Origin of the sequence: Burkholderia metallica (genome assembly GCF_902832845.1) — a bacterium.
Taxonomy (GTDB): Bacteria; Pseudomonadota; Gammaproteobacteria; order Burkholderiales; family Burkholderiaceae; genus Burkholderia; species Burkholderia metallica.
Genome location: NZ_CADFDB010000007.1, coordinates 184,518 through 208,266, shown reverse-complemented (window position 1 = coordinate 208,266; position 23,749 = coordinate 184,518). Strand labels below are relative to the sequence as shown.

At 72.8% G+C, this 23,749-nt stretch carries 9 protein-coding genes; 8 read left to right on the top strand and 1 reads right to left on the bottom strand.

What is annotated here, in order from left to right:
* The first annotated feature begins 37 nt into the window (after nt 1-37).
* Genes HWX08_RS20690 through HWX08_RS20670 form a run of 5 tightly spaced genes read left to right on the top strand, consistent with a single transcriptional unit; the run spans nt 38 to nt 5,796 of the window.
* Nucleotides 38-1,045, top strand: coding sequence for a TauD/TfdA family dioxygenase (locus HWX08_RS20690; RefSeq protein ID WP_174922683.1), 1,008 nt, complete (start codon nt 38-40; stop codon nt 1,043-1,045).
* The gene (locus tag HWX08_RS20685; RefSeq protein ID WP_069256632.1) at nt 1,045-1,893 is read left to right on the top strand and encodes an ABC transporter ATP-binding protein; all 849 of its coding nucleotides are present in this window, start codon (nt 1,045-1,047) and stop codon (nt 1,891-1,893) included. The genes HWX08_RS20690 and HWX08_RS20685 overlap by 1 nt, the downstream gene beginning before the upstream one ends.
* Nucleotides 1,890-3,980 (top strand): Fe(3+)-hydroxamate ABC transporter permease FhuB, encoded by a 2,091-nt coding sequence (gene fhuB, locus HWX08_RS20680; protein WP_174922684.1) that lies wholly within the window; start codon nt 1,890-1,892, stop codon nt 3,978-3,980. The genes HWX08_RS20685 and fhuB overlap by 4 nt, the downstream gene beginning before the upstream one ends.
* The gene (gene fhuF, locus HWX08_RS20675) at nt 3,977-4,777 is read left to right on the top strand and encodes a siderophore-iron reductase FhuF (RefSeq protein ID WP_069256634.1); all 801 of its coding nucleotides are present in this window, start codon (nt 3,977-3,979) and stop codon (nt 4,775-4,777) included. The genes fhuB and fhuF overlap by 4 nt, the downstream gene beginning before the upstream one ends.
* Nucleotides 4,774-5,796, top strand: coding sequence for an ABC transporter substrate-binding protein (locus HWX08_RS20670; RefSeq protein WP_069256635.1), 1,023 nt, complete (start codon nt 4,774-4,776; stop codon nt 5,794-5,796). Before fhuF ends, HWX08_RS20670 begins: the two co-directional genes overlap by 4 nt.
* Before the next feature lie 212 nt (nt 5,797-6,008).
* On the opposite strand, the gene HWX08_RS20665 is transcribed toward HWX08_RS20670, so the two are convergent.
* Nucleotides 6,009-7,754 carry a cyclic peptide export ABC transporter gene (locus HWX08_RS20665; protein ID WP_174922685.1) on the bottom strand — a complete coding sequence of 582 codons (1,746 nt, stop codon included), beginning with the start codon at nt 7,752-7,754 and terminating at the stop codon, nt 6,009-6,011.
* A 271-nt stretch (nt 7,755-8,025) separates the two neighbouring features.
* On the opposite strand from HWX08_RS20665, the gene HWX08_RS20660 reads away from it, so the two are divergent.
* From HWX08_RS20660 to HWX08_RS20650, 3 genes are read left to right on the top strand one after another with little or no spacing between them, the layout of a single operon-like run.
* Nucleotides 8,026-17,712 carry a non-ribosomal peptide synthetase gene (locus tag HWX08_RS20660; RefSeq protein WP_174922686.1) on the top strand — a complete coding sequence of 3,229 codons (9,687 nt, stop codon included), beginning with the start codon at nt 8,026-8,028 and terminating at the stop codon, nt 17,710-17,712.
* Between the two features lie 9 nt (nt 17,713-17,721).
* Nucleotides 17,722-22,704: a non-ribosomal peptide synthetase gene (locus tag HWX08_RS20655; RefSeq protein ID WP_174922687.1), complete on the top strand. Its 4,983-nt coding sequence runs from the start codon at nt 17,722-17,724 to the stop codon at nt 22,702-22,704.
* Complete coding sequence (locus HWX08_RS20650; protein WP_175807058.1) at nt 22,694-23,728, top strand: GNAT family N-acetyltransferase; 1,035 nt, start codon at nt 22,694-22,696, stop codon at nt 23,726-23,728. The genes HWX08_RS20655 and HWX08_RS20650 overlap by 11 nt, the downstream gene beginning before the upstream one ends.
* Nucleotides 23,729-23,749 lie beyond the last annotated feature (21 nt).

Genomic DNA, 23,749 nt, shown 5'->3' with positions numbered 1-23,749 from the left:
GCCGCGCGAGCGGCGCGCCACCTGAAGAGGACGTTGCATGACCCAGCTTTCGTTGCCGACGCTCGACGACCTGCGTATCGAGCCGGGGCTACCCACCGTCGTGTCGCCGCGCGGCAGCGACGGGATGTCGATCGACGACGTCGCGCCGCTCGCGCGCGAGATCGCGGCCGACACGCTCGAACGGGCGGGCGGCGTGCTGTTCACGGGCTTTCACGTGCCGTCGATCGACGCGTTCCAGCAGTTCGCGGCGTCGTTCGGCGATCCGCTGATCGGCTATGAATACGCGTCGACGCCGCGCAGTCAGGTCGAAGGCGCCGTCTACACGTCGACCGAATACCCGCCGCACCGCGCGATTCCGCTGCACAACGAGCAGTCGTACACGCGCGAATGGCCGCTGCGGATCTGGTTCCACTGCGCGCTCGCGGCGCCGAAGGGCGGGGCGACGCCGATCGCGGACAGCCGTGCGGTGTATCGCGCGCTCGATCCGGCGCTGGTCGCGCGCTTCGAGAAGCGCGAGCTGCTGTACGTGCGCAATTTCGGGCAAGGGCTCGACCTGCCGTGGCAGCAGTCGTTCGGCACCGACGAGCCGGCCGAGGTCGAACGGATGTGCGCGGCGCGCGGCATCGAATGCGCGTGGCGCACCGACGACGACGGCGAACTGCTGCTGCGCACCCGCGAACGCTGCCAGGCCGTGGCGCGCCATCCGCGCACCGGCGATCGCGTATGGTTCAACCAGGCGAACCTGTTTCACCTGTCGGCGCTCGACGACGACATGCAGGAAGCACTGGTCGACGCGGTTGGGCTCGAGAACGTGCCGCGCAACGTGTACTACGGCGACGGCGAGCCGCTCGAAGCCGACGCGCTCGCGCAGATCCGCGGCGTGCTCGACCAGCAGCGCATCGTGTTCCCGTGGCGCACCGGCGACGTGCTGATGCTCGACAACATGCTGACCGCGCATGCGCGCGATCCGTTCGAGGGGCCGCGCAAGGTCGTCGTCGCGATGGCGCAGAGTTACACGGTCCCGCGCGACCGAACGGAGGATTGATGACGCGTCGTACCGCCGCGCTTGCCGCGCGCGGGCTGTCGGTGGGATATCGCGACCATGTCGTGATCGACGGGCTGGACCTGTCGATCGCGGCCGGCCGCGTAACTGCGCTGTGCGGACCGAACGGCTGCGGCAAGAGCACGCTGCTGCGCACGCTCGCGGGCCTGCAGCCCGCGCGTGCCGGCCATGTCGAAGTCAACGGCAAGCCGCTCGCGTCGTTTCGACGTCGCGCGCTCGCGCGCGAGCTGACGATGCTCGCGCAGTTCAACCAGATTCCGTCGGGCCTCACGGTGCGCGAGCTCGTCGCCTACGGGCGCTACGCGTACGGCGGGTTCCTGCGCGGCTTGTCGCGGGCCGACCATGCGGCGATCGACGAGGCGCTCGAAACCGGCGGCCTCGCCGACGATGCGCAGCGCGACGTCGGTGCGCTGTCGGGCGGCGAGCGGCAACGCGCGTGGATCGCGATGGCGCTCGCGCAGCAAGCGCCGATCGTGCTGCTCGACGAACCGACGACCTATCTCGACATCCATCACCAGCTCGACATCCTCGATGCGCTGCGCACGCTGAACCGCACGCGCGGGTTGACGATCGTGTGGGTGCTGCACGATCTGAACCAGGCAGCCGCGTACAGCGACGAGATCGTGCTGATGCGCGCGGGCCGCCTCGTCGCGCAGGGCTCGCCCGACGCGATGCTCGATCCGGCGCGGCTGCGTGCGGCGTTCGGCGTCGAGATGCTGAAGCTCGCGCATCCGCAGACGGGCGCGCCGATGTGCGTGCCGGCCTACGGGCCGTCGACCGACGGCGTGCCGCACGCGGCCGGCGTGTTCGACCGGGATCTCGCCGTATGACCACGTTCGCGATGCGCAAGCGCCTCGCGGCGGCGGGCAACGGCGCGGCCACGGGGCGCGCCGGCGCGATCGCGTGCGGCCTCGTCGTGCTGATCGCGCTGATCGCGGTGCTGCGCGTCGCCCCCGATCTGCGCGTGTGGTGGGACGCGGCGCCCGGCAGCGATGCCGCGGCGCTCGCGCACGTATTCCTGTTCGACCTCAACCTGCCGCGCGTCGCGGCCGCGCTCGTCGCGGGCGGCTGCCTCGGCATCGCGGGCGCGCTGTTCCAGTCGCTCACGCGCAATCCGCTCGCGTCGCCCGACCTGCTCGGCGTGACGGGCGGGGCGCAGCTCGGGCTGCTCGCGGCGATGCTCGTGCCGGCGCTCGCCGGCGTCGCGTCGGTGCCGCTGCTGTTCGTCTGCGGGCTCGCTGCCGCCGCCTGCGCGATCGTCGCGGCCGGCGGCTGGCGCGCGACGCCGCTGCGTCTCGTGCTCGCGGGCAGCGTGTGCATGCTGCTGTTCTCCGCGCTGTCGACGCTCGTGCTCGCCTTCTTCGAGCAGAACATCGCGGGCGCCGCGCTGTGGACCAACGGCAGCCTCTACCAGCCGGGCGCGACGGGCCTCGCGCTCGCCGCGCGCTGGCTCGTCGTGCCGCTCGTCGCGTTGCCGTTCGTGATCCGGCCGCTGAATCCGCTCACGCTCGGCGACGATGCGGCCGCCGCGGCCGGCGTGCGCGTCGATGCGACGCGGCTCGCCGCGACGATCGTCGCGGTCGCGTTCACGAGCGTGGCCGTCAGTATCGCGGGCCCGCTGTCGTACGTCGGCCTCGTCGCGCCGAACCTGCTGCGCCAGGTGCGCGGTGCGCGCGCGGCGCGGCTCGGCGTGCTGGTGCCGCTGTCGGCGCTCGCCGGCGGCGCGCTCGTGCTCGTGACCGACAGCGCGGTGCTCGCGTCCGGGCTCGACGCGACCCTGTCCACCGGCGTGGCGATCGCGCTGGTCGGCACGCCGCTGATGCTCGCGATGATCCGGCGCGGCGCCGCGTGGTCGGGCGTGCTGCACGCGAATGCCGAACGCGCGGCGGGCGGCGGCCCGACGCGGCTCGTCGGCTGGCTCGAACGGCTCGGCTGGCCGCTGCGCACCGCGCTGTTCGTCGTGGCGGGCGTGCTGGTGGTATTCGTCGGCGTGTCGGCCGGCCCCGAATGGCTGTCGATCGCGCGCTGGACCGATGCGCTGTCGGGCCACGATGCGCTCGCACGGATGCTGATCGACCTGCGCATGCCGCGCCTGCTGTGCGCGCTGCTCGCGGGCGCGCTGCTGGCGGTCAGCGGCGTCGCGATGCAGAGCGTCGTGCGCAATCCGCTCGCGGGCCCCGAGGTGCTCGGCGTCACGCAGGGCGCGGGGCTCGTCACGCTGTTCGCGCTGTCCACGTGGCCGCTGATGGGCCACGTGACGCTCGCGGCCGCCGCGCTGACGGGCGGCGCGCTGTCGCTCGCGATCACGCTCGCCCTGAATCACCGGCATCGCTATGCGCCGCTCGCGGTCGCGCTCACCGGCATCGTGATCGGCGCGCTGTGGACCACGCTCGCGCAATGGCTGATCACGCAGGAAAGCGTGCAGCCCGCGCGCTTCGTCGTGTGGCTCGTCGGCGGGACCTACGGCCGCAGCTGGGGCGAGGTGGCGATGCTGCTGCCGTGGTGCGTGCTCGCCGTGCCCGTGTTCGCGTGGCTCGCGAAGCCGCTCGACATGCTCGCGCTCGGCGACGACCAGGCGGCCGCGCTCGGCCTGCCGGTGGCCGCGCTGCGGCCGCTCGCGCTGACGATCGCGACGCTCGCCGCGTGCGCGGCCGTCGCGGCGGTCGGGCCGGTCGGCTTCATCGGATTGATGGCGCCGCACGTCGCGACGATGCTCGGCGCGCGCCGGCACCGTACGCGGCTGTGGCTCGCGGCCGCATGCGGCGCGCTGATCCTCGGTTGCGCGGATCTCGCCGCACGCACGGTCGTCGCGCCGCGCGAAGTGCCGGCCGGCGTGCTGACCGCGCTGATCGGCGCGCCGTACCTGCTCGGGCTGCTGATCCTAGAGGGGCGCCGCGCCCGGCGCGCGGGGCGATGACGCCCGCGCTCGACGGCGCACGCGCCACGCGCTTCTCGGCGTTCGCGCCCGAACCGTTCGCCGAACACCTCGATGTCGTCTGGCTCGGCATGCCCGACGACGCACCTGCGCCGGGCCGCATCGTCGTGCCCGTCAGCGCGTTGCCCGCGCACCGCGACAGCGTGCTCGACGCGATGGTCGGCCATTACGGCGGCGATCCGGCGCAGCATGCGCGCGCGCTGATGTCGCAATGGAGCAAATACTATTTCGGCCGCGCGGCGCCGGCCGGCGTCGTCGCCGCGCTGACGCTCGGCCGGCCGCTCGACATGGCGCCCGAGCGCACGCTCGTCGCGCTCGAGGACGGGATGCCCGTCGCGCTGTATTTCCCGCACGATGCGCTTGGCGAACCCTGCGACGATCCGGCGCTCCGCTATGCGGGGCTCATCGCGCATCTCGGCGCGGTGATCGACCTGCTCGCGGCGATGGGCCGCGTGACGCCGCGCGTGCTGTGGAGCAACGCGGGCAACCTGCTCGACTATCTGCTCGACACGTATCGCTCGCTGCCGTGCGCGGCCGATCCCGTGCGCGATGCGCACTGGCTGTTCGGCTCGACCTGCATGCACGGCGAACCGAATCCGCTGCGCGTACCGGTGCGCGATGCCGTGCCGCGCTCGGCGCTGCTGCCGACGCCGTTTCGCGCGCGCCGCGTGTGCTGCCTGCGCTATGAAATTCCTGGAGAAACGCAACTGTGTGGAAGCTGCCCCCTGCTACTGACGATGGACGACGCGGCGCTGGCCGGGCAGGACGCGATCCGGTGACGCATGCCGGCCGCCGGCACGCGCTCGGCATACTCGCGGCGCTCGGCGCCGCGGGCTGCGGCGCGCTTTGCGCGTCTTCCGGCGCCGTTGCCGCCGCCGTCCAGCGCGTACGTGCGCCGGATGCGGTGTCGCCGGCCGGCAATCCCGTCGTGTCGCAGGCGAGCGCGACGATGCCGGTGCGGCCGCAGCGCGTGGTCGCACTCGACTTCATGTTCGCGGAAAGCGTGATCGCGCTCGACCTGGTGCCGGTCGGGATGGCCGATACCGCGTTCTATCCCGGCTGGCTCGGCTATCGCAGCGACCTGCTCGCGAACGTGACCGACATCGGTTCGCGTCAGGAGCCGGGCCTCGAAGCGATTGCGGCGGTCAAGCCGGACCTGATCATCGGCGTCGGTTTCCGCCACGCGCCGATCTTCGAGGCGCTCGACCGGATCGCGCCGACGATCCTGTTCCAGTTCAGCCCGAACGTGTCGGACGGCGGCGTGCCGGTCACGCAGCTCGACTGGATGCGCCGGATCTTCCGGACGATCGGTGCGGTGACGGGGCGCGACGCGCGTGCGCAGGCGGTGGAAGCGCAACTCGATGCGGGAATCGCGCGCAATGCGGCGCGGCTCGCGGCCGCCGGCCGCCACGGCGAGCGCATCGCGCTGCTGCAGGATCTCGGCCTGCCGGACCGCTACTGGGCCTATACGGGCAACAGCACGTCGGCGGGCCTCGCGCGCGCGCTCGGGCTCGATCCGTGGCCGCGAAAACCGACGCGCGAAGGCACGCTGTACGTGACGTCGGCCGATCTGCTCCGGCAGCGCGAGCTGGCCGTGCTGTTCGTGACCGCGTCGGGGCTGGACGTGCCGCTGTCCGCGAAGCTCGATTCGCCAGTGTGGCGCTTCGTGCCCGCGATGAAGGAACACCGGATCGCGCTCGTCGAGCGCAACATCTGGGGGTTCGGCGGGCCGATGTCGGCGCTGAAGCTGGCGGACGTGATGACCGATACGATGCTGAAGCTGCCGGCTGCGCGTTGAGCGGGCGGCGGTCGGTCGGCGGGATGACGCCGCGTCGAATTTGGTTTCGGTTTCGGCTTCGACGGGCAGGGTGGTGCCGACGGTCTGACTCGCGGTGAAGCGCCCGCGATTTTCCGCGATCGCGCGACGCCCCTGAAACATGTCGTTCTGAAACGAACATCGCCGACGCACTGCCTTTGCAGCGCGTCGGCGATTTTATCATCGACCGTCGCTCAGGCGCTCAGCGCGTCGACACCGGCCTGCGCATGCAGCCGCGCCGGCTGCGTGTCGCTGACGATGCGCCCGTTGTCGAGCTTCAGCAGCCGGTCGGCGAGATCGAAGTAGCGGTCGTCGTGCGTGATCACGATCACGGCCTTGCCGCGCGCGCGCAGCTCGGGCAGCAGTTGCTCGTAGAACACGGCCTTGAACGACGGGTCCTGGTCGGCCGCCCATTCGTCGAACAGGTAGAACGGCCGGTCCTCCAGGTACGCGACGACGAGCGCGAGCCGCTTGCGCTGCCCGGTCGACAGCGCGCGGGTCGAGAACGCGCCGTCGACCACCTTCACCTTGTGATCGAGCGCGAGCTTCGCGACGAGCGCGTTCGCGCGGGCATCGGCCTGCGCGCGGGACGGATCGTCGGGATCGACGATCCCGAGCAGCGCGTCGAACAGGTGGAAGTCGTTGAATACCGCGCTGAAGCGCTGCCGGTACGCGGCGCGCTCGCGCCAGCCGATCGTGCGGCCGTCGACCTCGATCGTGCCTTCCTCCGGTTCGTAGAGCCCCGTCAGCACTTTGGCGAGCGTCGTCTTGCCGCTGCCGTTGCCGCCGACGATGAACACGAGCTCGCCCGGCCGGATCGTCAGGTCGATCGGCCCGATGCTGAACATCCGTTCGTCGCGTTCGTGGAAGTACGCATGCGTGACGCCGCGCAGCGTGACGGCGCCGGCCGGCGGCACGTCGGGTGCGTCGGCGGCGGGCGGCACCGTGCGCAGCGCGCCGAATTCGGCCATCACGCCTTCGATCCGCGTGAGCGACACGCGCGCCGCGTTGACGGTCGGCAGGTTGTTCAGCAGCCCGTCGAGCGGCACCAGCATGAACAGGAACACGACGACGTAGCCGGCGGCCGCGGCCGGATCGGCATGCACGCCGAGTTGCGGCCAGAACGACGCGATGCCGAGGAACACGTAGAACAGGAAGATGATCCAGCCGACGCCGACCGCGTACGCGCTGAATGCGCGGCGGCGGTGGTCGCGCACTTCGCCGATCGCGGCGCCGAGCTGGCCGTCGACGAACTGGCGGGCGCGTTCGTCGTGCAGCTTCAGTTCCTTCGCGCCGGAAAACAGCGAGCCGAGATAGCCGAACAGACGGTCCTGCGCGTGGCCGGCCGCTTCGAGCGACGCGATCGCGCGGCGGTCGCCGGTGTGATAGCCGAGCGAGCCGGCGACGATCGCGGCGAGCGCGAGCACGCACACCGGCCACGACAGCCACGCCAGGTAGCCGAGGCAGCCGAACACGATCGAGCCGTGCATCACGAGGTTCGGCAGCGCGAAGAACAGCATCGACACGTTGGTCGCATCGTCGGTCAGCACCGACTGCACGGGCGCCGCACCGATCCGTTCGATGTCGCGCAGCTCGGCCGCGCCGACGCGCCGCGCGAGATGCACGCGCAGCCGCGCCATCGTGTCCTGGGACAGTCGGGCAAACAGCGTGCCCGACACGATCCGCGTGACGAGCGCGATCACCGCGCACAGCGCGAAGCGCCACGCGAGCGCCGCGTCGGCCGCGCCCGGCTGCGACAGCGCGCGGTTCAGCGTCGCGACGAGCAGCACGCTCGCAACGCCGTTCAGCACGCACGCAGTGAGCGCCAGCGCGAGCGACGCGCGGCTTTCGCGCAGCAGCGCGAGGATCAGGCGCGCCGCGGGGCGGGAGGGGGAAGCGTCTAGGGACGGCGGGGAAGAAGGCTCGTGGGCGGCTGTCATCGGCAACGTCGGTAAAGGGAAGGCTAGCGAAAACGCGGAAACGGCAAAACTGACGTGAAAGCGGCGGACGCGGCGAGGCCCCGTTCCGGCTTTCCTCCCTGATAGACGAACGGGCCGCGCAAATATTTAGCGGTACGTTCAAAAAAACGTCAGCCCGTACTTTGCGCGCAAAACGGTAAAAAATCGGCCGCGCCGTTCGTCACACCAGTGAAGCCGCCCCGAGCGGCCCCGAGACTTGGCCGAAGCGGCCGGACCGAAGGACTTCACGCACATGACGAGTTTCCCGACTGCGCTGCATCACCGAATCCGCGAACTGGCGCGCCTCGTGCCCGACGCACCCGCGATCGCGGTCCCTTTCCAGAACGACTTGCGCCTGTCGCGCGGCGCGCTCGACGCACGGGCGTCGCGGCTGGCCCGGCAACTGCGCGCGGCCGGCGTCGGCGCGGAGGTGCGGGTGGGCGTGTGCGTCGAGCGTTCGGGCGAACTGTTCGTCGCGCTGCTGGCCGTGCTGAAGGCGGGCGGCGTGTTCGTGCCGCTCGATCCGCGCCATCCGGCCGCGCGCCTCGACTGGATCGTCCGGGATGCGCAACTGCGGCACGGGATCGTCGACGCGGCCGGCCGCGCGGCGCTCGGCCAGCCGTTCGAACACGCATTCGACGCGGCGGACGAAGCTGAAACGGAAACGACGGACGGGCAGGAGATCGCCACCGACGACGAAGCGGCGACCGTCCACCCGCGCTCGGCTGCGTACATGATCTATACGTCGGGTTCGACCGGTACGCCGAAGGCGGTCGTCGTCGAGCACGGCCCGCTCGCCGCGCATTGCCACGCGCTCGCGGCCGCACTGCCGATCGAGGCGGGCGATCGCCTGCTGCATTTCGCGTCGGTCAACTTCGACGCCGCGCACGAATGCTGGCTCGCGCCGCTCGCGATCGGCGCGAGCATCGTCGTCGCGCCGCCGCAACCGTTCGCGCCGGATGCCGCGCATGCATTGCTGAAGAACGAAGCGATCAACGTGGCCGCGTTCCCGCCCGCGTACCTGCGCGAGTTCGCGGCGGTGGCCGCGCGCGACGGCGTGCCGCCGACGCTGCGCGTGCTCGCGTTCGGCGGCGAAGCGCTGCCGCAGCAGGCGTTCGAATTCGTGCGCCGTACCTTCCCGTCGGTGCGCCTGATCAACGGCTACGGGCCGACTGAGGCCGTGATATCGCCGATGCTGTGGCCGGTCGAGCCGGGCGAAACGCCGGCGCTGGCCGCCGACGATGCGTATGCGTCGTTGCCGATCGGCCGCGTGATCGGCCCGCGCGTCGCGCGGGTGGACGCCGCCGACCCCGACGGCGTGGGCGAACTGCTGCTCGGCGGCGTCTGCGTTGCGCGCGGGTATCACGGCCGCCCGGCACTGACGGCCGAACGTTTCGTTCCCGATGCCGACGGCGAACCCGGCGCGCGCGTGTACCGCACCGGCGACCTCGCGCGGCGGCGCGCCGACGGCGCGTTCGATTATCTCGGCCGCCTCGACGACCAGGTCCAGGTGCGCGGCGTGCGCGTGGAGCCCGCCGAAATCGCCGCGTGCCTGCGCTCGCATCCGGCCGTGGCGGATGCGGCCGTGGTCGCCGAAACCGGCAACGGGCCGACGCGCCTGATCGCATGCGTCGCGCTGCGCGCGGCGACCGACGATGCGGCGCTGAAGGCCCACGTGGCCGCGCAACTGCCGGCCGCATGGCAGCCGCACCGGTTCGTGCGCTGCGATGCGCTGCCGTATACGCTGAACGGCAAGATCGACCGCGCCGCGCTGCGCGAGCAGATCGCCGCCGCGCGCGACACAGCGCCAGGGCGCGGCGACGCCCCGCGTACGCCGACCGAACGACAGCTTGCCGACCTGTGGCGGACGCTGCTCGGCCTCGACGCGATGCCGTCGCGTGACGATCGTTTCTTCGCGCTGGGCGCGGATTCGCTTGCGGCGATGCAGTTGCAGGCCGCGATCCGTGCCGCGTCGCGCGTGAACTTGCGGCTCGATACGCTGTTCGCCGATCCGGCGCTCTGCGAACTGGCCGACGCGGTCGACCGTGCGGAACGCGAAACCGGCGAACCGCTGGTCGCGATCGCCGCGCGCCGTCCGGCGGCCGGCACGGGCGCTTCGGCCGCGCCGTACGTCGATCGCGCGGCATCGCTCGCGCAGCAACGTTTCTGGGTGCTCGCGCAAACGCGTGACGCGAGCGCCGCGTATCACATCGCCGCGCACTGGACGATCGACGGCACGCTCGATCGCGTGGCGCTGCAGCGCGCGCTCGATCACGTGATCGTGCGCCACGACGCATGGCGCACGACGCTCGTCGACAACGACGACGGCGTCGTGATGCAGCGAATCCACGCGCATCTGCCGGTGTCGATCGCCGACGTCGACCTGCGCGACCAGCCGCCCGCCGCCCGCGACGCGCAAGCCGCGCGTCTGGCCGAGCGCGATGCGGCCGAGCCGTTCGACCTCGCGCGCGGCCCGTTGCTGCGCGCGACGCTGATCGCGCTCGCCGACGACCGTCACCGTCTGTTGCTGACCGCGCATCACGCGATCACCGACGGCTGGAGCTCGCGCTGCGCATTCGACGAACTGTCGGCTGCCTATCGCGCGTATGCGGAAGGCCGCGAACCGTCGCTGCCCGCGCTGCCGATCCAGTACGCCGACTATGCGGACTGGCAACGCGACATGCTGGCCGGCGGCGAGGGCGCGCGTCAGCTCGACTACTGGCGCGGCGCGTTGCGCGACGTGCCGGGCCCGCTCGCGCTGCCGGTCGACCGCGAGCCGCCGCCGGTGCGCACGCTGCAAGGCGCGCGCGTATCGATGCGGCTGCCCGATGCGGTCGCAGCCGACGTGCGGCAACTCGCGCGCGATGCGCACGCCACCATTTTCACGGTGCTGCTGGCTGCGCTCGACGCGTGGCTGTCGCGCGTGACCGGCGCAACGGACGTCGTGGTCGCGGTGCCGGTCGCGCATCGCCAGCATCCCGAAACGCGCGCGCTGCTCGGGCTGTTCCTGAACACGGTCGCGCTGCGCGTTCAGGTGGCGCCGACGCGGCCGTTCCGCGCGCTCGTCGATGCGGCGCGCACCGCGGCGCTCGACGCGGTCGCGCATCAGGACGTGCCGTTCGAGCGCGTCGTCGATGCGGTGAAGCCGCCGGTGCGGCGCGGCGACGAATGGCTGCGCGTGAAGTTCGCGCAGCAGTTCGACGCGCGGCACGACAGCGTGCTGCCGGGTGCGACGGCCGTCGCGACGCCGGGGCCCGATCTCGCCGCGCGCTTCGATTTCGCGGTGGATTTCACCGACGATGCGAACGGCATCGAACTGGTCGCCGCCTACGCGACCGACTGCATCGATGCGGACACCGCGCGCGCGTGGCTCGACAGCTATGCGGCGCTCGTCGGCGCGGCCGCGCACGACCCGCAACGCCCGACGGCCGCGCTGCCGTGCGACGCATCGGCGGCATCGCGCCAGCCGCGCGACGGCCGGGCGCTGCGCGTCGAACCCGCGGACATCGTGGCCGCGTTCGCTCGGCAGGCGGCCGCCTACCCGCATCGCGTCGCGCTCGCCGATGCGTCGGTGTCGCTCACGTTCGTCGAACTCGACGATGCGTCGAACCGCGTCGCCCGCGCGCTGAACCAGCGCGGCGTGGCGGCCGAAGCGGCCGTCATCGTCTGCATCGAACGCTCGGCGCGCTTCGTCGTCGGCCTGCTCGGTGCGCTGAAGGCCGGTGCGCTCGCCGTACTGCTCGATCCCGCGCAGCCGGCCGCGCGACTCGCCGCCGCGGCGGCCGATTGCGGCGCGCGCTGGGCGCTCGTCGCGGAACCGGCCGCGTGGCCGGCCGGCATCGACGCCCAGCCGCTCGACGTCGACGCGCTCGCGCAGGACGCGACGCTCGCGCATGCGGCCGGCGTGCGCGTCGCACCGCACCCGGAACAGGGCGCGTACCTGATCTACACGTCGGGCTCGACCGGCACGCCGAAGGGCGTCGTCGTGTCGCACGGCGCGCTTGCCGACTACGTGCAGGGGATGCTCGACGAACTCGCTTTCGCACCGGACGCATCATTCGCGATGGTGTCGACGGTGGCGGCCGACCTCGGCCACACGACGTTGTTCGGCGCACTGTGCGCGGGCCGCACGCTGCACCTGCTGCCGGCCGCGTGCGCGTTCGATCCCGACCTGTTCGCGGACGAAATGCGCCGCCGCGACGTCGGCGTGCTGAAGATCGTGCCGAGCCACCTGCAGGCGCTGCTCGACGCACGGGTGCCGGCCGACGTGCTGCCGCGCCATGCGCTCGTCACGGGCGGCGAAACGCTCACGTGGGCGCTCGTCGCGCGCGTGGCCGCGCTGGCGCCGGCCTGCCGCGTGATCAACCACTACGGGCCGACCGAAGCGACGGTGGGCGCGATCGCGTGCGACACGGCGTCGATTGCCGCCGACGCGCGCGACCCCGCGAGCGGCGTGCCGCTCGGCCTGCCGCTGCCGAATGCGCGCGCGCTGGTGCTCGACGCGTTCGGCGCATGCGTGCCGGCCGGCGCCACGGGCGAGCTGTATCTGGGCGGGCCCGGCGTCGCGCGCGGCTATCTCGGGCGCCCGGCGCAGACCGCCGAGCGTTTCGTCCCCGATCCGTTCGCGCGCGGCGCGCGGCTGTATCGCACCGGCGACCGCGTGCGGTTGCGCGCGGACGGCCGCCTCGCGTTCCTCGGCCGGATCGACGATCAGGTGAAGATTCGCGGCTACCGCGTCGAGCCGGGCGAGGTGAGCGCGGCGGTGCGGGCGGCCGGCCCGGTCGCGCAGGCCGAAACGCTCGCGATCGAACACGACGGCCGCGTGCGGCTCGCGACGTTCGTCGTGATGCGCGACGGCGCGCACTTCGACGAGGCCGCGCTGCGTGCGGCGCTTGTCGCGAAGCTGCCCGACTACATGGTGCCCGCGCAGTTCGTCGCGCTCGCGCGCCTGCCGGTGACCGCCAACGGCAAGATCGATCGCGCCGCGCTGCGTGACCTGGCGGCCGCGCCGGTTGCGAGTGCGGGCGGGAATGCGCCGCAGGGCACGGTCGAAACGGTGCTCGCCGAAGTCTGGCAGGCCGTGCTGAAGGCGCCGCAGGTCGGCCGCGACGACAACTTCTTCGAGCTCGGCGGCGATTCGATCCTCGTGCTCCAGGTGATCGCCCGCGCGCGCAAGCGCGGCGTGCGCTTCACGCCGAAGCAGCTGTTCGACGGGCCGACGGTCGCCGAACTCGCGCGCATCGCGAAGACCGAAGACGTGGCGGCGGCCGTCGCGCAGCCCGCGGTGGCGGCTACGGCCGGCGCGCCGGTGACGGCACAGGTCCTGACACCCGCGCAGCAGCGCTTCTTCGCGCTGGACATCCCGCATCCGGGGCACTGGAACCAGTCGGTCGCGTTCGACGTACGCGGGCCGTTCGACGCCGACGCATTCGCGCGTGCCTTCGACACGTTGCTCACGCATCACGACGCATTCCGTCAGCGCTTCGCGCGCGGCGCGGACGGCACGTGGCACGCCAGCGAGGCCGCGAAGCCGTACGACGCGCTGCCGTTCGTCGAAGTCGCCGCGCGCGACGAAGCCGATGCGCTCGCGCGCTTCGACGCGCTGCAGCGCCGTCTCGACCTCGGCCGCGGGCCGCTCGCATGCGCATGCGCGGCGCGCCTGCCGGACGGCTCGACGCAACTCTATGTCGCGATTCACCATGCGATCGTCGACGGCGTGTCGTGGCGCATCCTGCTCGACGACCTGGACACGGCGTACCGCGCCGCGTGCGAACGTACGCCGGCGCGGCTGTCGCAGCCGGGCATGCGCGCCGACGCATGGGCGGCGCGGCTCGCGCGTGCGGCGACGGATCCGGCCTCGCCGTTCGCGGCCGAGCGTGCGTACTGGGCCGGCATGGCGCAGGGCGACGACGTCGTGCCCGATCACCCCGATGCAACGGCGACGAACGCCGATGCGGCCGTCGTCGTGCAGACGATCGACGCGGCATTGACCCGCGCGGCGCTGACCGATGCGCATGCGGCCTATCGCACGCAGACGATCGAACTGCTGGCCGCGGCGCTCGCGCTGGCGCTGGCCGGCACGAGCGGGGCCGCGGCGTGCCGGGTCGAGCTGGAAGGGCACGGCCGCGAGGCGCTGTTCGACGATGCCGACGCGAGCCGCACGATCGGCTGGCTGACGAGCCATTACCCGGTGACGCTGCCGGTCGCGGACACCGCGCGCGACACGCTGTACGCGGTCAAGGACGCATTGCGCGCGGTGCCGCACAAGGGGCTCGGCTTCGGCGTGCTCGCGCACTACGGCGATGCGGCGACGCGCGCGGCGCTGGCCGCCGTGCCGCGTCCGCGCGTCACGTTCAATTATCTCGGCCAGTTCGACGCACCGCGCGACGCGACGCTCGTGCCGCGTTTCGGCGGCACCGGCGTCGAGCGCGACCCGCAAGGGCCGCTCGGCAATACGCTCGCGATCCACGCGTACCTCGATACGGATCGCGACGGCGCGCGCACGCTGAAAGTGCACTGGGTCTACGGCGCACCGCAATTCGAGCGTGCGACGGTCGACGCGTTCGCCGAACGCTTCGCGGCGGCGCTGCGCGAGCTCGTCGACGCCTGCGCGTCGCGTGTCGCGCATCGCGGCGGCGGCGCGACGCCCGGCGATTTCCCGCTCGCGCAGGCCGCCGGTCTCACGCAGGCCGCGATCGAACGCGCGCCGCTCGACTGGCGCACGATCGACGACGTGTATCCGCTGTCGTCGATGCAGCAGGGCATCCTGTTCCATGCGCTGTTCGCCCCCGGCCATGCCAGCTACGTGAACCAGCTCGTCGCGACCGCGACCGCGGCCGCGCTCGACGTCGACCGGCTCGCCGCCGCGTTCGACGCGTCGATCGCGCGCCACGACATCCTGCGCACGAGCGTGATGCCGGACGAAGCCGCGCCGCTGCAGTGCGTGCATCGCCACGCCCGGATGCCGGTCGAACGGCTCGACTGGCGCACGCGCGGCGACACGCTCGACGCCGATTTCGACGCGTGGCTCGCCGCCGACCGCGCGCGCGGTTTCGACTGGCGCGAGCCGCCGCTGATGCGGCTCACGCTGATCCGCGTGACCGACGACGCATGGCGCGTCGTCTGGACGCGTCACCACGTGCTGCTCGACGGCTGGAGCACCGCGCGCCTGCTCGCCGACGTGCTGCGCGACTATCGCGACCCGGACGCCGTGTCGCCGTTCGCGAGCCGCCCGGCGCTGCGCTATCGCGACTTCATCGCCTGGCTCGGCACGCGCGATCGCGAAGCCGACGAACGTTTCTGGACCGCGCGCCTCGCGCGACTCGACGCGCCGACGCTGATCGCGGAGCGGACGGCCGACCGCGCGGAGGCCGACATGCTCACGTGGCGCGCGACGCTCGACGCCGACACGACCATGCGGGTCGCGCAGACGGCGCGCGCGTTGAAGCTGACCGTCAACACGCTGGTGCAGGGCGCGTGGGCGCTCGCGCTGCAGCGGATGACGCACCAGTCGGCCGTCGCATTCGGCGCGACCGTCGCGGGCCGTCCCGACGCGCTCGCGGACGTCGACTCGGTGCTGGGCCTCTTCATCAACACGCTGCCGGTGATCACCGCGCCGGCGCCGCAGCAACGCGCGGCCGACTGGCTGCAGACGCTGCAACGCGAAAACGCGGCGGCGGCCGAGCACGCGCACACGCCGCTTGCCGACATCCAGCGCTGGGCGCGCGGCGCGGGCGGCGCGTTGTTCGACACGCTGGTCGTGTTCGAGAACTACCCGGTCGACGACACGGCACACGACGCCGATCCGCGCGCGCTGGCGTTGAGCGGCGTACGCAGCATCGAATCGACCGATTTCGCGCTGACGCTCGTGATCGAGAGCGGCGCCGAACTGACGATTGACTACGGCTACGACACCGCGCGCATCGATGCGCGCCAGGTCGAAACCTGGCACCGCGCGTTCGCGTGTGCGCTCGACGCGCTGGCCCGCACGCCGGATGCGCGGCTCGGCACGCTGTCGATCGCCGACGACGCAACCCGTAACGCACTCGCGCTCGCGCAGGACACGGCGCGTGCATGGCCGGCGTCGCAACGGCAGCCGCTGCACCTTCAATTCGCCGATGCGGCACAGGCGACGCCCGACGCGATCGCGCTCGAATACGCGGATGTCCACGGCGGTGTACACCGCGCGACCTATCGCGAGCTCGACGTCAGCACGTCGCGCATCGCGGCCGCGCTGCGCCGCCGCGGCGTGCAGCCCGACACGCCGGTCGCGCTGTGCGTCGAGCGCTCGTTCGACATGGTGATGGCGCTCGTCGGCGTGCTGAAGGCCGGTGCGGCTTACCTGCCGGTCGATCCCGACTATCCCGCCGAGCGCATCGCGTACCTGCTGCGCGATGCGCGCCCGGCTGTCGCGATCACTCAGGCCCATCTGCGCGCGCAGGTCGAGGCCGCGCTCGGCGACGATTCGACGACGCAGTTGCTGACGGTGGCGGACCTGCTCGCCGAAGAAGCCGATCAAGCCGGCGCCGCAGCAGCCGCTGCCGACTCGATCGACGACGCCCGGCTCGCGTACCTGATCTACACGTCCGGCTCGACCGGCAAGCCGAAGGGCGCCGGCAACACGCACGGCGCGCTCGCGAACCGCATCGCGTGGATGCAGCACGCGTACCGGCTGACGCGCGACGACGTCGTGCTGCACAAAACGCCGTTCGGCTTCGACGTGTCGGTGTGGGAATTCGTGTGGCCGCTCGCGATCGGCGCGAAGCTCGCGATCGCCGCGCCCGGCGACCATCGCGATCCGGCGCGTCTCGCGGCCGCGATCCATGCGCACGGCGTGACGGTGCTGCATTTCGTGCCGTCGATGCTAGCCGCGTTCGCCGCATATCTCGACGATTTCTCGGCCGCGGCGCAATGCGACAGCGTGCGCCTGATCGTCGCGAGCGGGGAAGCGCTCGCGCCCGAACTCGTCGCGAAGGTGGCGCGGCTGCTGCCGAACGCGACGCTCGTGAACCTGTACGGGCCGACCGAGGCCGCGATCGACGTGTCGCACTGGACCTGCGGCCCCGACGACGCGAACGCGGTCGCCGTGCCGATCGGCCATCCGATCGCGAACCTGCGACTGCACGTGCTCGACGCCGCATGGCAGCCGGTGCCGGCCGGCGCGACCGGCGAACTGTATCTCGCGGGCGCGGGCCTCGCGCGCGGCTATCTCGGCCGTCCGGCGTTGACCGCCGAGCGTTTCGTGCCCGATCCGTTCGTGCCGGGCGCGCGCATGTACCGCACCGGCGACCTCGCGCGCCGGCGCGCCGACGGCGCGCTCGACTACCTCGGCCGCGTCGACACGCAGGTGAAGCTGCGCGGCCAGCGCATCGAGCCGGGCGAGATCGAGGCGCTGCTGCGCGCGGCGCCCGGCGTGAACGATGCGGTCGTGATCGTGCGCGACGAGCAACTGATCGGCTACGTCGCCCGCGGCGACGCGGGCCCGCTCGACCGTACGGCGCTGCTCGACGCGCTGCGCGCGCAGTTGCCGGCCTACATGGTGCCGTCGCAGCTGATCGAACTCGATGCGTTGCCCGTCACGCCGAACGGCAAATGCGACCGCCATGCGCTGCCCGCGCCGGTGCGCGAAGCGGCCGCCGAAGTCGAACTCGCGACCGACACGGAGCGCGCCCTCGCCGACATCTGGCAGCGCGTGCTGCACGTGGACGCGATCGGCCGCGACGGCGATTTCTTCCTGCTCGGCGGCCATTCGCTGCTCGCGACGCAGGCCCACGCGCAGGCGAACCTGCACTGGGGGCTCGCGCTGCCGCTGCGCACGCTGTTCGACACGCGCACGCTGGCGCGCTGCGCGCAGGCGATCGACGCGGCCTGCGCGGCACGCGGCGCGACCGATGCGGCGAGCGCGATCGACGCGCTGCTCGGCGAACTGGAAACCCAATAAGGACGACGGATGACGAAGGTTCAACCCGACTGGCTCGCGCTCGCGACGCGTTTCGCGCAACTGCCCGACGCGCAGCGCGCGGTCTTCATCGACAAGCTCGGCGCGGCCGGCATCGACTTTCGCGTGCTGCCGATCCCGCCGCGCACGCCGCGCAGCGACCGCGTACCGGCGTCGTTCGCGCAGACGCGGCTGTGGCTGCATGCACGGCTGATCGATGCGCCGGATGCATATCACATCACCGAGCGCCTCGCGCTGACGGGCCCGCTCGACGCGCATGCGCTGCGTCTCGCGTGCGACGCGCTGATCGCGCGCCACGAAGCGCTGCGCACGACCTTTGACGAAGCATCGGACGGCGTCGCGCAGACCATCCACGCACCGTTGCGCTGCCCGTGGCGTGAAACCGACCTCGAAGCGCTGCCGGACGCGCAGCGCGCGGCGCGCGCGCAAGCCGTCGCGACGGCCGACGAAGCCGAACCGTTCGATCTCGGCGTCGCGCCGCTCGTGCGGGCTCACCTGGTGCGCTTCGATGCGACGCATCACTGGCTCGCGCTGACCGTGCACCACATCGTGTCGGACGGCTGGTCGTCGGGCGTGATGCTCGAGGAACTCGCGGCGTTCTATCGCGCGTATGCGTCCGATCGGCCGGTGCCGCTCGCGCCGCTGCCGATCCAGTACGCCGACTACGCGCTGTGGCAGCGCCGCTGGCTCGACGCCGGCGAGCGCGACCGCCAGCTCGCGTTCTGGCGCGAGCGGCTCGATCCGCAGCGCGGTGTGCTGACGCTGCCGGGCGCGGCCGCGCGGCCCGCACGCCGCAGTGCGCGCGGCGCACGTCACGTGTTTTCGCTCGACGCGCGCATCGGTGCGCAACTGCGCGCCTTCGCGGCCGCATCGGGCGCCACGCCGTTCGCGGTGCTGCTGGCCGCGCTCGATGCGCTGCTGGCGCGCGCGACCGGCGATGCACGGATCTGCGTCGGCGTGCCGGCCGCGAACCGCGAGCGCGCGGAAGTCGCCGGCCTGATCGGCTTCTTCGTCAACACGCTGGCGATCGACGTCGACGTGCCCGCGCACGGCGATTTCTCGTCGCTGGTCGCGCGTACGCAGCGCGCGCTCGTCGATGCACAGATGCACCAGGACGTGCCGTTCGAGCAGGTGGTCGACGCACTCGGCGTGCCGCGCAGCGCGAGCCACCATCCGCTGTTCCAGGTGATGGCCGCGTACGGCGAGCGCCGCGCGCTGCCGGCGCTCGGCGCGGCGGCGGCCGCGTTGCTGCCGTCGGGCACACCGTCCGCGAAATTCGACCTGACGCTGTCCGTCGAAGCGACGCCGGACGGCACGTTCGACGCGGCCTTCATCTACGCGCTCGACCTGTTCGACGCGGACGCGATCGCGCGGCTCGCCGCGCGCTTCGTCACGCTGCTCGGCGATGCACTCGCACGCCCCGAGCTGCCGGTCGGCGATCTCGACTGGCTGCCCGCGCACGAGCGCGCGCAGCTCTTCGCGTGGAACGCGCCGGCCGGCGCGACCGACGCCGAACCGTTCGTGCCCGTGCATGCCCGCATCGCGGCGCACGCGCGGGCACGGCCCGACGCACGCGGCGTGGCCGACATCGATCGCGCGTTCACGCGCGGCGAAGTCGACGCGCGTGCGGCGCGCCTCGCGCGTCATCTGGTGGCGGCCGGCGTGCGGCCCGAGATGCGCGTGGGCGTCGCGCTGCAGCGCTCGGTCGACCTGCTCGTCGCGCTGATCGCGGTGCTGAAGTCGGGCGCCGCGTTCGTGCCGCTCGATCCCGCGCACCCGCGCGAACGGCTCGCGCAGATCGTCGGCGACGCGAACATCGCGCACGTGCTGACCGACGGCGCGAGCGCCGCGTCGCTGCCCGACCTGCCGGCGCTGCGCGTGTGGCGCGCCGACGCAATCGATGCGCTCGACCCGGCCGTCGAGGTCGCGCTGCCCGACGTGCTGCCGGGCCACGCGGCCTATGCGATCTACACGTCCGGCTCGACCGGCAAGCCGAAGGGCGTGATCGTCGACCATGCGTCGTTCGCGCTGCACTGCGCGGCGATCGCCGAGCGCTACGGCGCGGGCGAGAACGACGTGTTCCTGCTGTTCCAGTCGGTCAACTTCGACGGCGCGCACGAGGGCTGGTTTTCGCAGTACATGTCGGGCGCCGCCGTATCGGTGACGGCCGACGTGCTGTGGCCGCCGGCGCAGACCTGCGCGATGATGGTCCGCGACGGCGTGACGATGACCTACGTGCCGCCCGGCTGCGCGGCGCAGCTCGCCGAATGGGCGCTCGCGCACGGCGCGCCGCCGACGCTGCGTTCGCTGACCGTCGGCGGCGAGGCGACGTCGCGCGAGGCATTCGCGATGCTGCGCCGCGCGCTGCCGAACGTGCGCGTGGTGAACGGCTACGGCCCGACCGAAACGGTCATCACGCCGACGCTGTGGATGTTCCGGCCCGGCGACGACCTCGCGAAGCTCGGCGACGCCGCGTACCTGCCGATCGGCACGCTGGTCGGCGCGCGCACCGCGCACGTGCTCGACGCGCGGCTGCATCCGCTGCCGGTCGGCGTGATCGGCGAGCTGTACCTGGGCGGCGAGGGGATCGGCGTCGCGCGCGGCTATCTCGACCGTCCGGCGCTGACGGCCGAGCGCTTCGTGCCCGATCCGTACGGCGCGCCGGGCGCGCGGCTGTACCGCACGGGCGACCTCGTGCGGCGCCGCGCGGACGGCGTGTTCGACTTCATCGGCCGCGTCGACCATCAGGTGAAACTGCGTGGGCTGCGCATCGAACTCGGCGAGATCGAGGCCCAGCTCGCCGCGCACGACGCGGTGCGCGAAGCGTGCGCGGTCGTGCACGGGCAGGGCGCGCTCGCGCAGCTCGTCGCGTACGTCGAGCTGACGGCCGATGCGCAGGCGGCCGCGCAACCCGTCGAAGCCGCGACGCTCGACGCGCACCTGCGCCGCACGCTGCCCGATTACATGGTGCCCGCGCAACTGATCGTGCTCGACGCGCTGCCGCGCAACGCGAACAGCAAGGTCGACCGTGCGCGGCTGCCGGCGCCGGTGCGGGTCGAACGCACGTACGAAGCGCCGCACGACGGCGACGAAGCCGCGCTCGCGGCGATCTGGTGCGACGTGCTGAATCTCGAACGGGTGGGCCGCGGCGATCACTTCTTCGATCTCGGCGGCCATTCGCTCGCCGCCGTGCGCGTCGCGACGCGCGTGGCCGAACGGCTCGGCCGCGACGTGCCGGTGCGTGCGCTGTTCGAAGCGCCGGTGCTCGCGCAGTACGCGCAGCAGGTGGCCGATGCACCGCGCGCCGCGCATGCCGGTGCCGCGGCGCCCGGCGTCGCGGTGGCCAGACCGGACGCACACGGCGTGTGGCCGCTGTCGCCCGCGCAGCTCGGCCTGTGGTTCCTGTGGCGCGCGCAGCCGGACAGCGCCGCGTACAACATTCCGGTCGCGCTGCGCGTGCGCGGCCCGCTCGACGTCGACGCGCTGCGTGCCGCGTTTTCGGAGGTCGCGGCCGTGCATCCGGCGCTGCGCGCGCGGCTCGTCGCGCGTGACGGCGCACTGCCGGGCCAGCGGATCGACGCGAACGTAGCCGTCGACCTGCCGGTGATCGACCTGTCGGCGCATGCCGATGCGCTCGCACGGGCGGCGGCGCTGACCGACGAAGACGCGCTCGCGCCGTTCGACCTCGCGGCCGATGCGCCGCTGTGGCGTGCGCGCGTGCTGCGGCTCGGCGCTGACGATCACGTGCTGTCGGTGACGATCCATCACATCGTGTCGGACGGCGAATCGATCGAGCTGTGGCTCGACGCGGTTCGCGCGTGCTACGTCGCTCGCGTGCAGGGCGGCGCCGCACCGGCCGACGCAGCCGTCCGGCCGATCGTGCTGCCCGCGCCGTGCCATTCGGCCCGCGTCGCGTACTGGCGCGACGCGCTGGCCGACCTGCCGGCGCGCGTGCTGCCGCTGCGCGCCGATGCGCCGGCCGTCCCGCAATGGCGCGCGGCGCGCATCGCGTTCGAATTCGACGGCGCGCTGGTCCGTGCGGCACGCGACACGGCGTCGGCCGCGCATGCAACGCTGCCGATGCTGCTGCACGCGGCGCTCAACACCGCGCTGTTTCGCACGACGGGGGCGGCCGACCAGCCGGTCGGCGTGCTCGCGTCGACGCGCGAGCTGACGGGCGACGCGGCCCGCGATGCGCTCGGCCTCTTCATCAATTCGGTCGTCGTGCGCACGCGGATCGACCCGGCCGCGCGTCGCGCGGACGTGCTCGCGCACGTGCGCGACACGGCGCTGGCCGCCTATGCGCACGCCGACGTGCCGTTCGCGGACGTCGTCGCGGCGCTGCGCGCGCCGCGCGCCGCGCAGGCCAATCCGCTGTTCCAGGTGATGTTCAACTACCTGCGCCCGACCGGCGCCGCCGCCCGCGACTGGGCCGGCCTGTCGCTGGCCGGATTCGACGACGTGCGCCACCGCGTCGTGTTCACGCTGGAGCTGGACGTCGTCGAGCATCCGGACGGTCGCGTGAGCGCCGCGTTCTCGTATGCGGACGAACTGCTCGAGCGCGGCTTCGTCGACACGCTCGTCGACGTCTATCACGACGAGGTCGCGCGCTTTGCCGGCGCGCCGGAAGCGGCGCTCGGCGCACCCGACAAGGCTGCCGTCGCGCACGCGTCGCCGCGCGCGCACGCGCAACGCAGCGCACCCGCTGCCACGCCGCCGCACGCTCCGCATGCGGCCGCCGTGCTCGCGGCGCTGTGGTCCGACACGTTCGCGACGCCCGCGCCCGGCCCGGACGCGAACCTGTTCGAAGCCGGCGCGACCTCGTTCGACGTCGTGCGCTTCGTCGATGCGGCGAACCGCGCCGGTCACGCGCTGACGGTGGCCGACCTGTTCGCGGCGCCGACGCTCGCGGCACTCGGCGCGCGGCTCGATGCCCACACGGAAACGGGACAGGAGGCGCGCCATGCTGGCTGAAGTGCGTCCGGACGGATTCACGATGCTCGATACCTACCGCCTCGCGTTCGCGGACGGCCTGTTCGCGGTGCGCGACGGCGCGGAGATCCGCGTCGCGCAGGGTGACAGCATCGGCGCGCAGCTGCTGCGCGCGCAACTCGGCGACGACGGCGCGCTGCGCGTCGTCGCATACAACCATCGCGCGGCGCCGGCCGACCAGCGGCGTGCGCTGCTCGCCGCGCTGGCCGCGGCGTTTTCGGACAGCGCGCGCCACGCGGCGATCCGGATCGACCCGGCCGCGTGGCCGGCGGTCGCGCTCGATGCGCTGCGCGCGAGCGGCGTGCTGGCGGACGCCGGCCGCTGCATGCGCGAGGGCTGGGCTCAGCAGGCCGATCTGTGGCGCGTCGGCCCGCATCTGCCGTGCGCGACGCTGCCGATGCTCACCGACGGCCGCCGTCATCCGCGCCGTCCGCCCGCGCCGCGCGGCGACGTCTATGCACGCGACCTGCCGGCGCTCGGCGTGCGCTTCACGCTGCGCGGCTGGCAGCCGGCCGAGGACGCCGCTCGGCTCGCACGCTGGTTCGACGCGCCGCGCGTGCGCGACGGCTGGCCGGGTGCACAGCCCGGCGCGCAGGGCCCGCAAGGCGCCGCACCCGATGCCGATCCGCACGTGACGCCGCTCGTCGGCTGCTTCGACGGCGAACCGTTCGCGTATTTCGAGGCGTTCTGGCTGAAGGAAGACGCGCTCGGGCCGCACGTCGCGGCGCGCGACTACGACCGCGGGCTGCGGATGCTGGTCGGCGAGCCTCGCTGGCGCGGCCCGCATCGCGTGGCGGGCTGGCTGCCGTCCGTCGTGCATTACCTGTTTCTCGACGACCCGCGCACCGAAGCGGTCGGCTGTGCCGTTCCGGCCGGCCATGCACGGGTTGCCGACCATCTCGCGCGGCACGGCTTCGCGCGCCGGCGCCGTCTCGCGCTGGCCGACGCGCAGCCGCTGTGGATGTGCACGCTGCGCGAGACGTTCTTCTCCGGCCGTCACGTCTGACGGGCCGGATTCATCGACAAG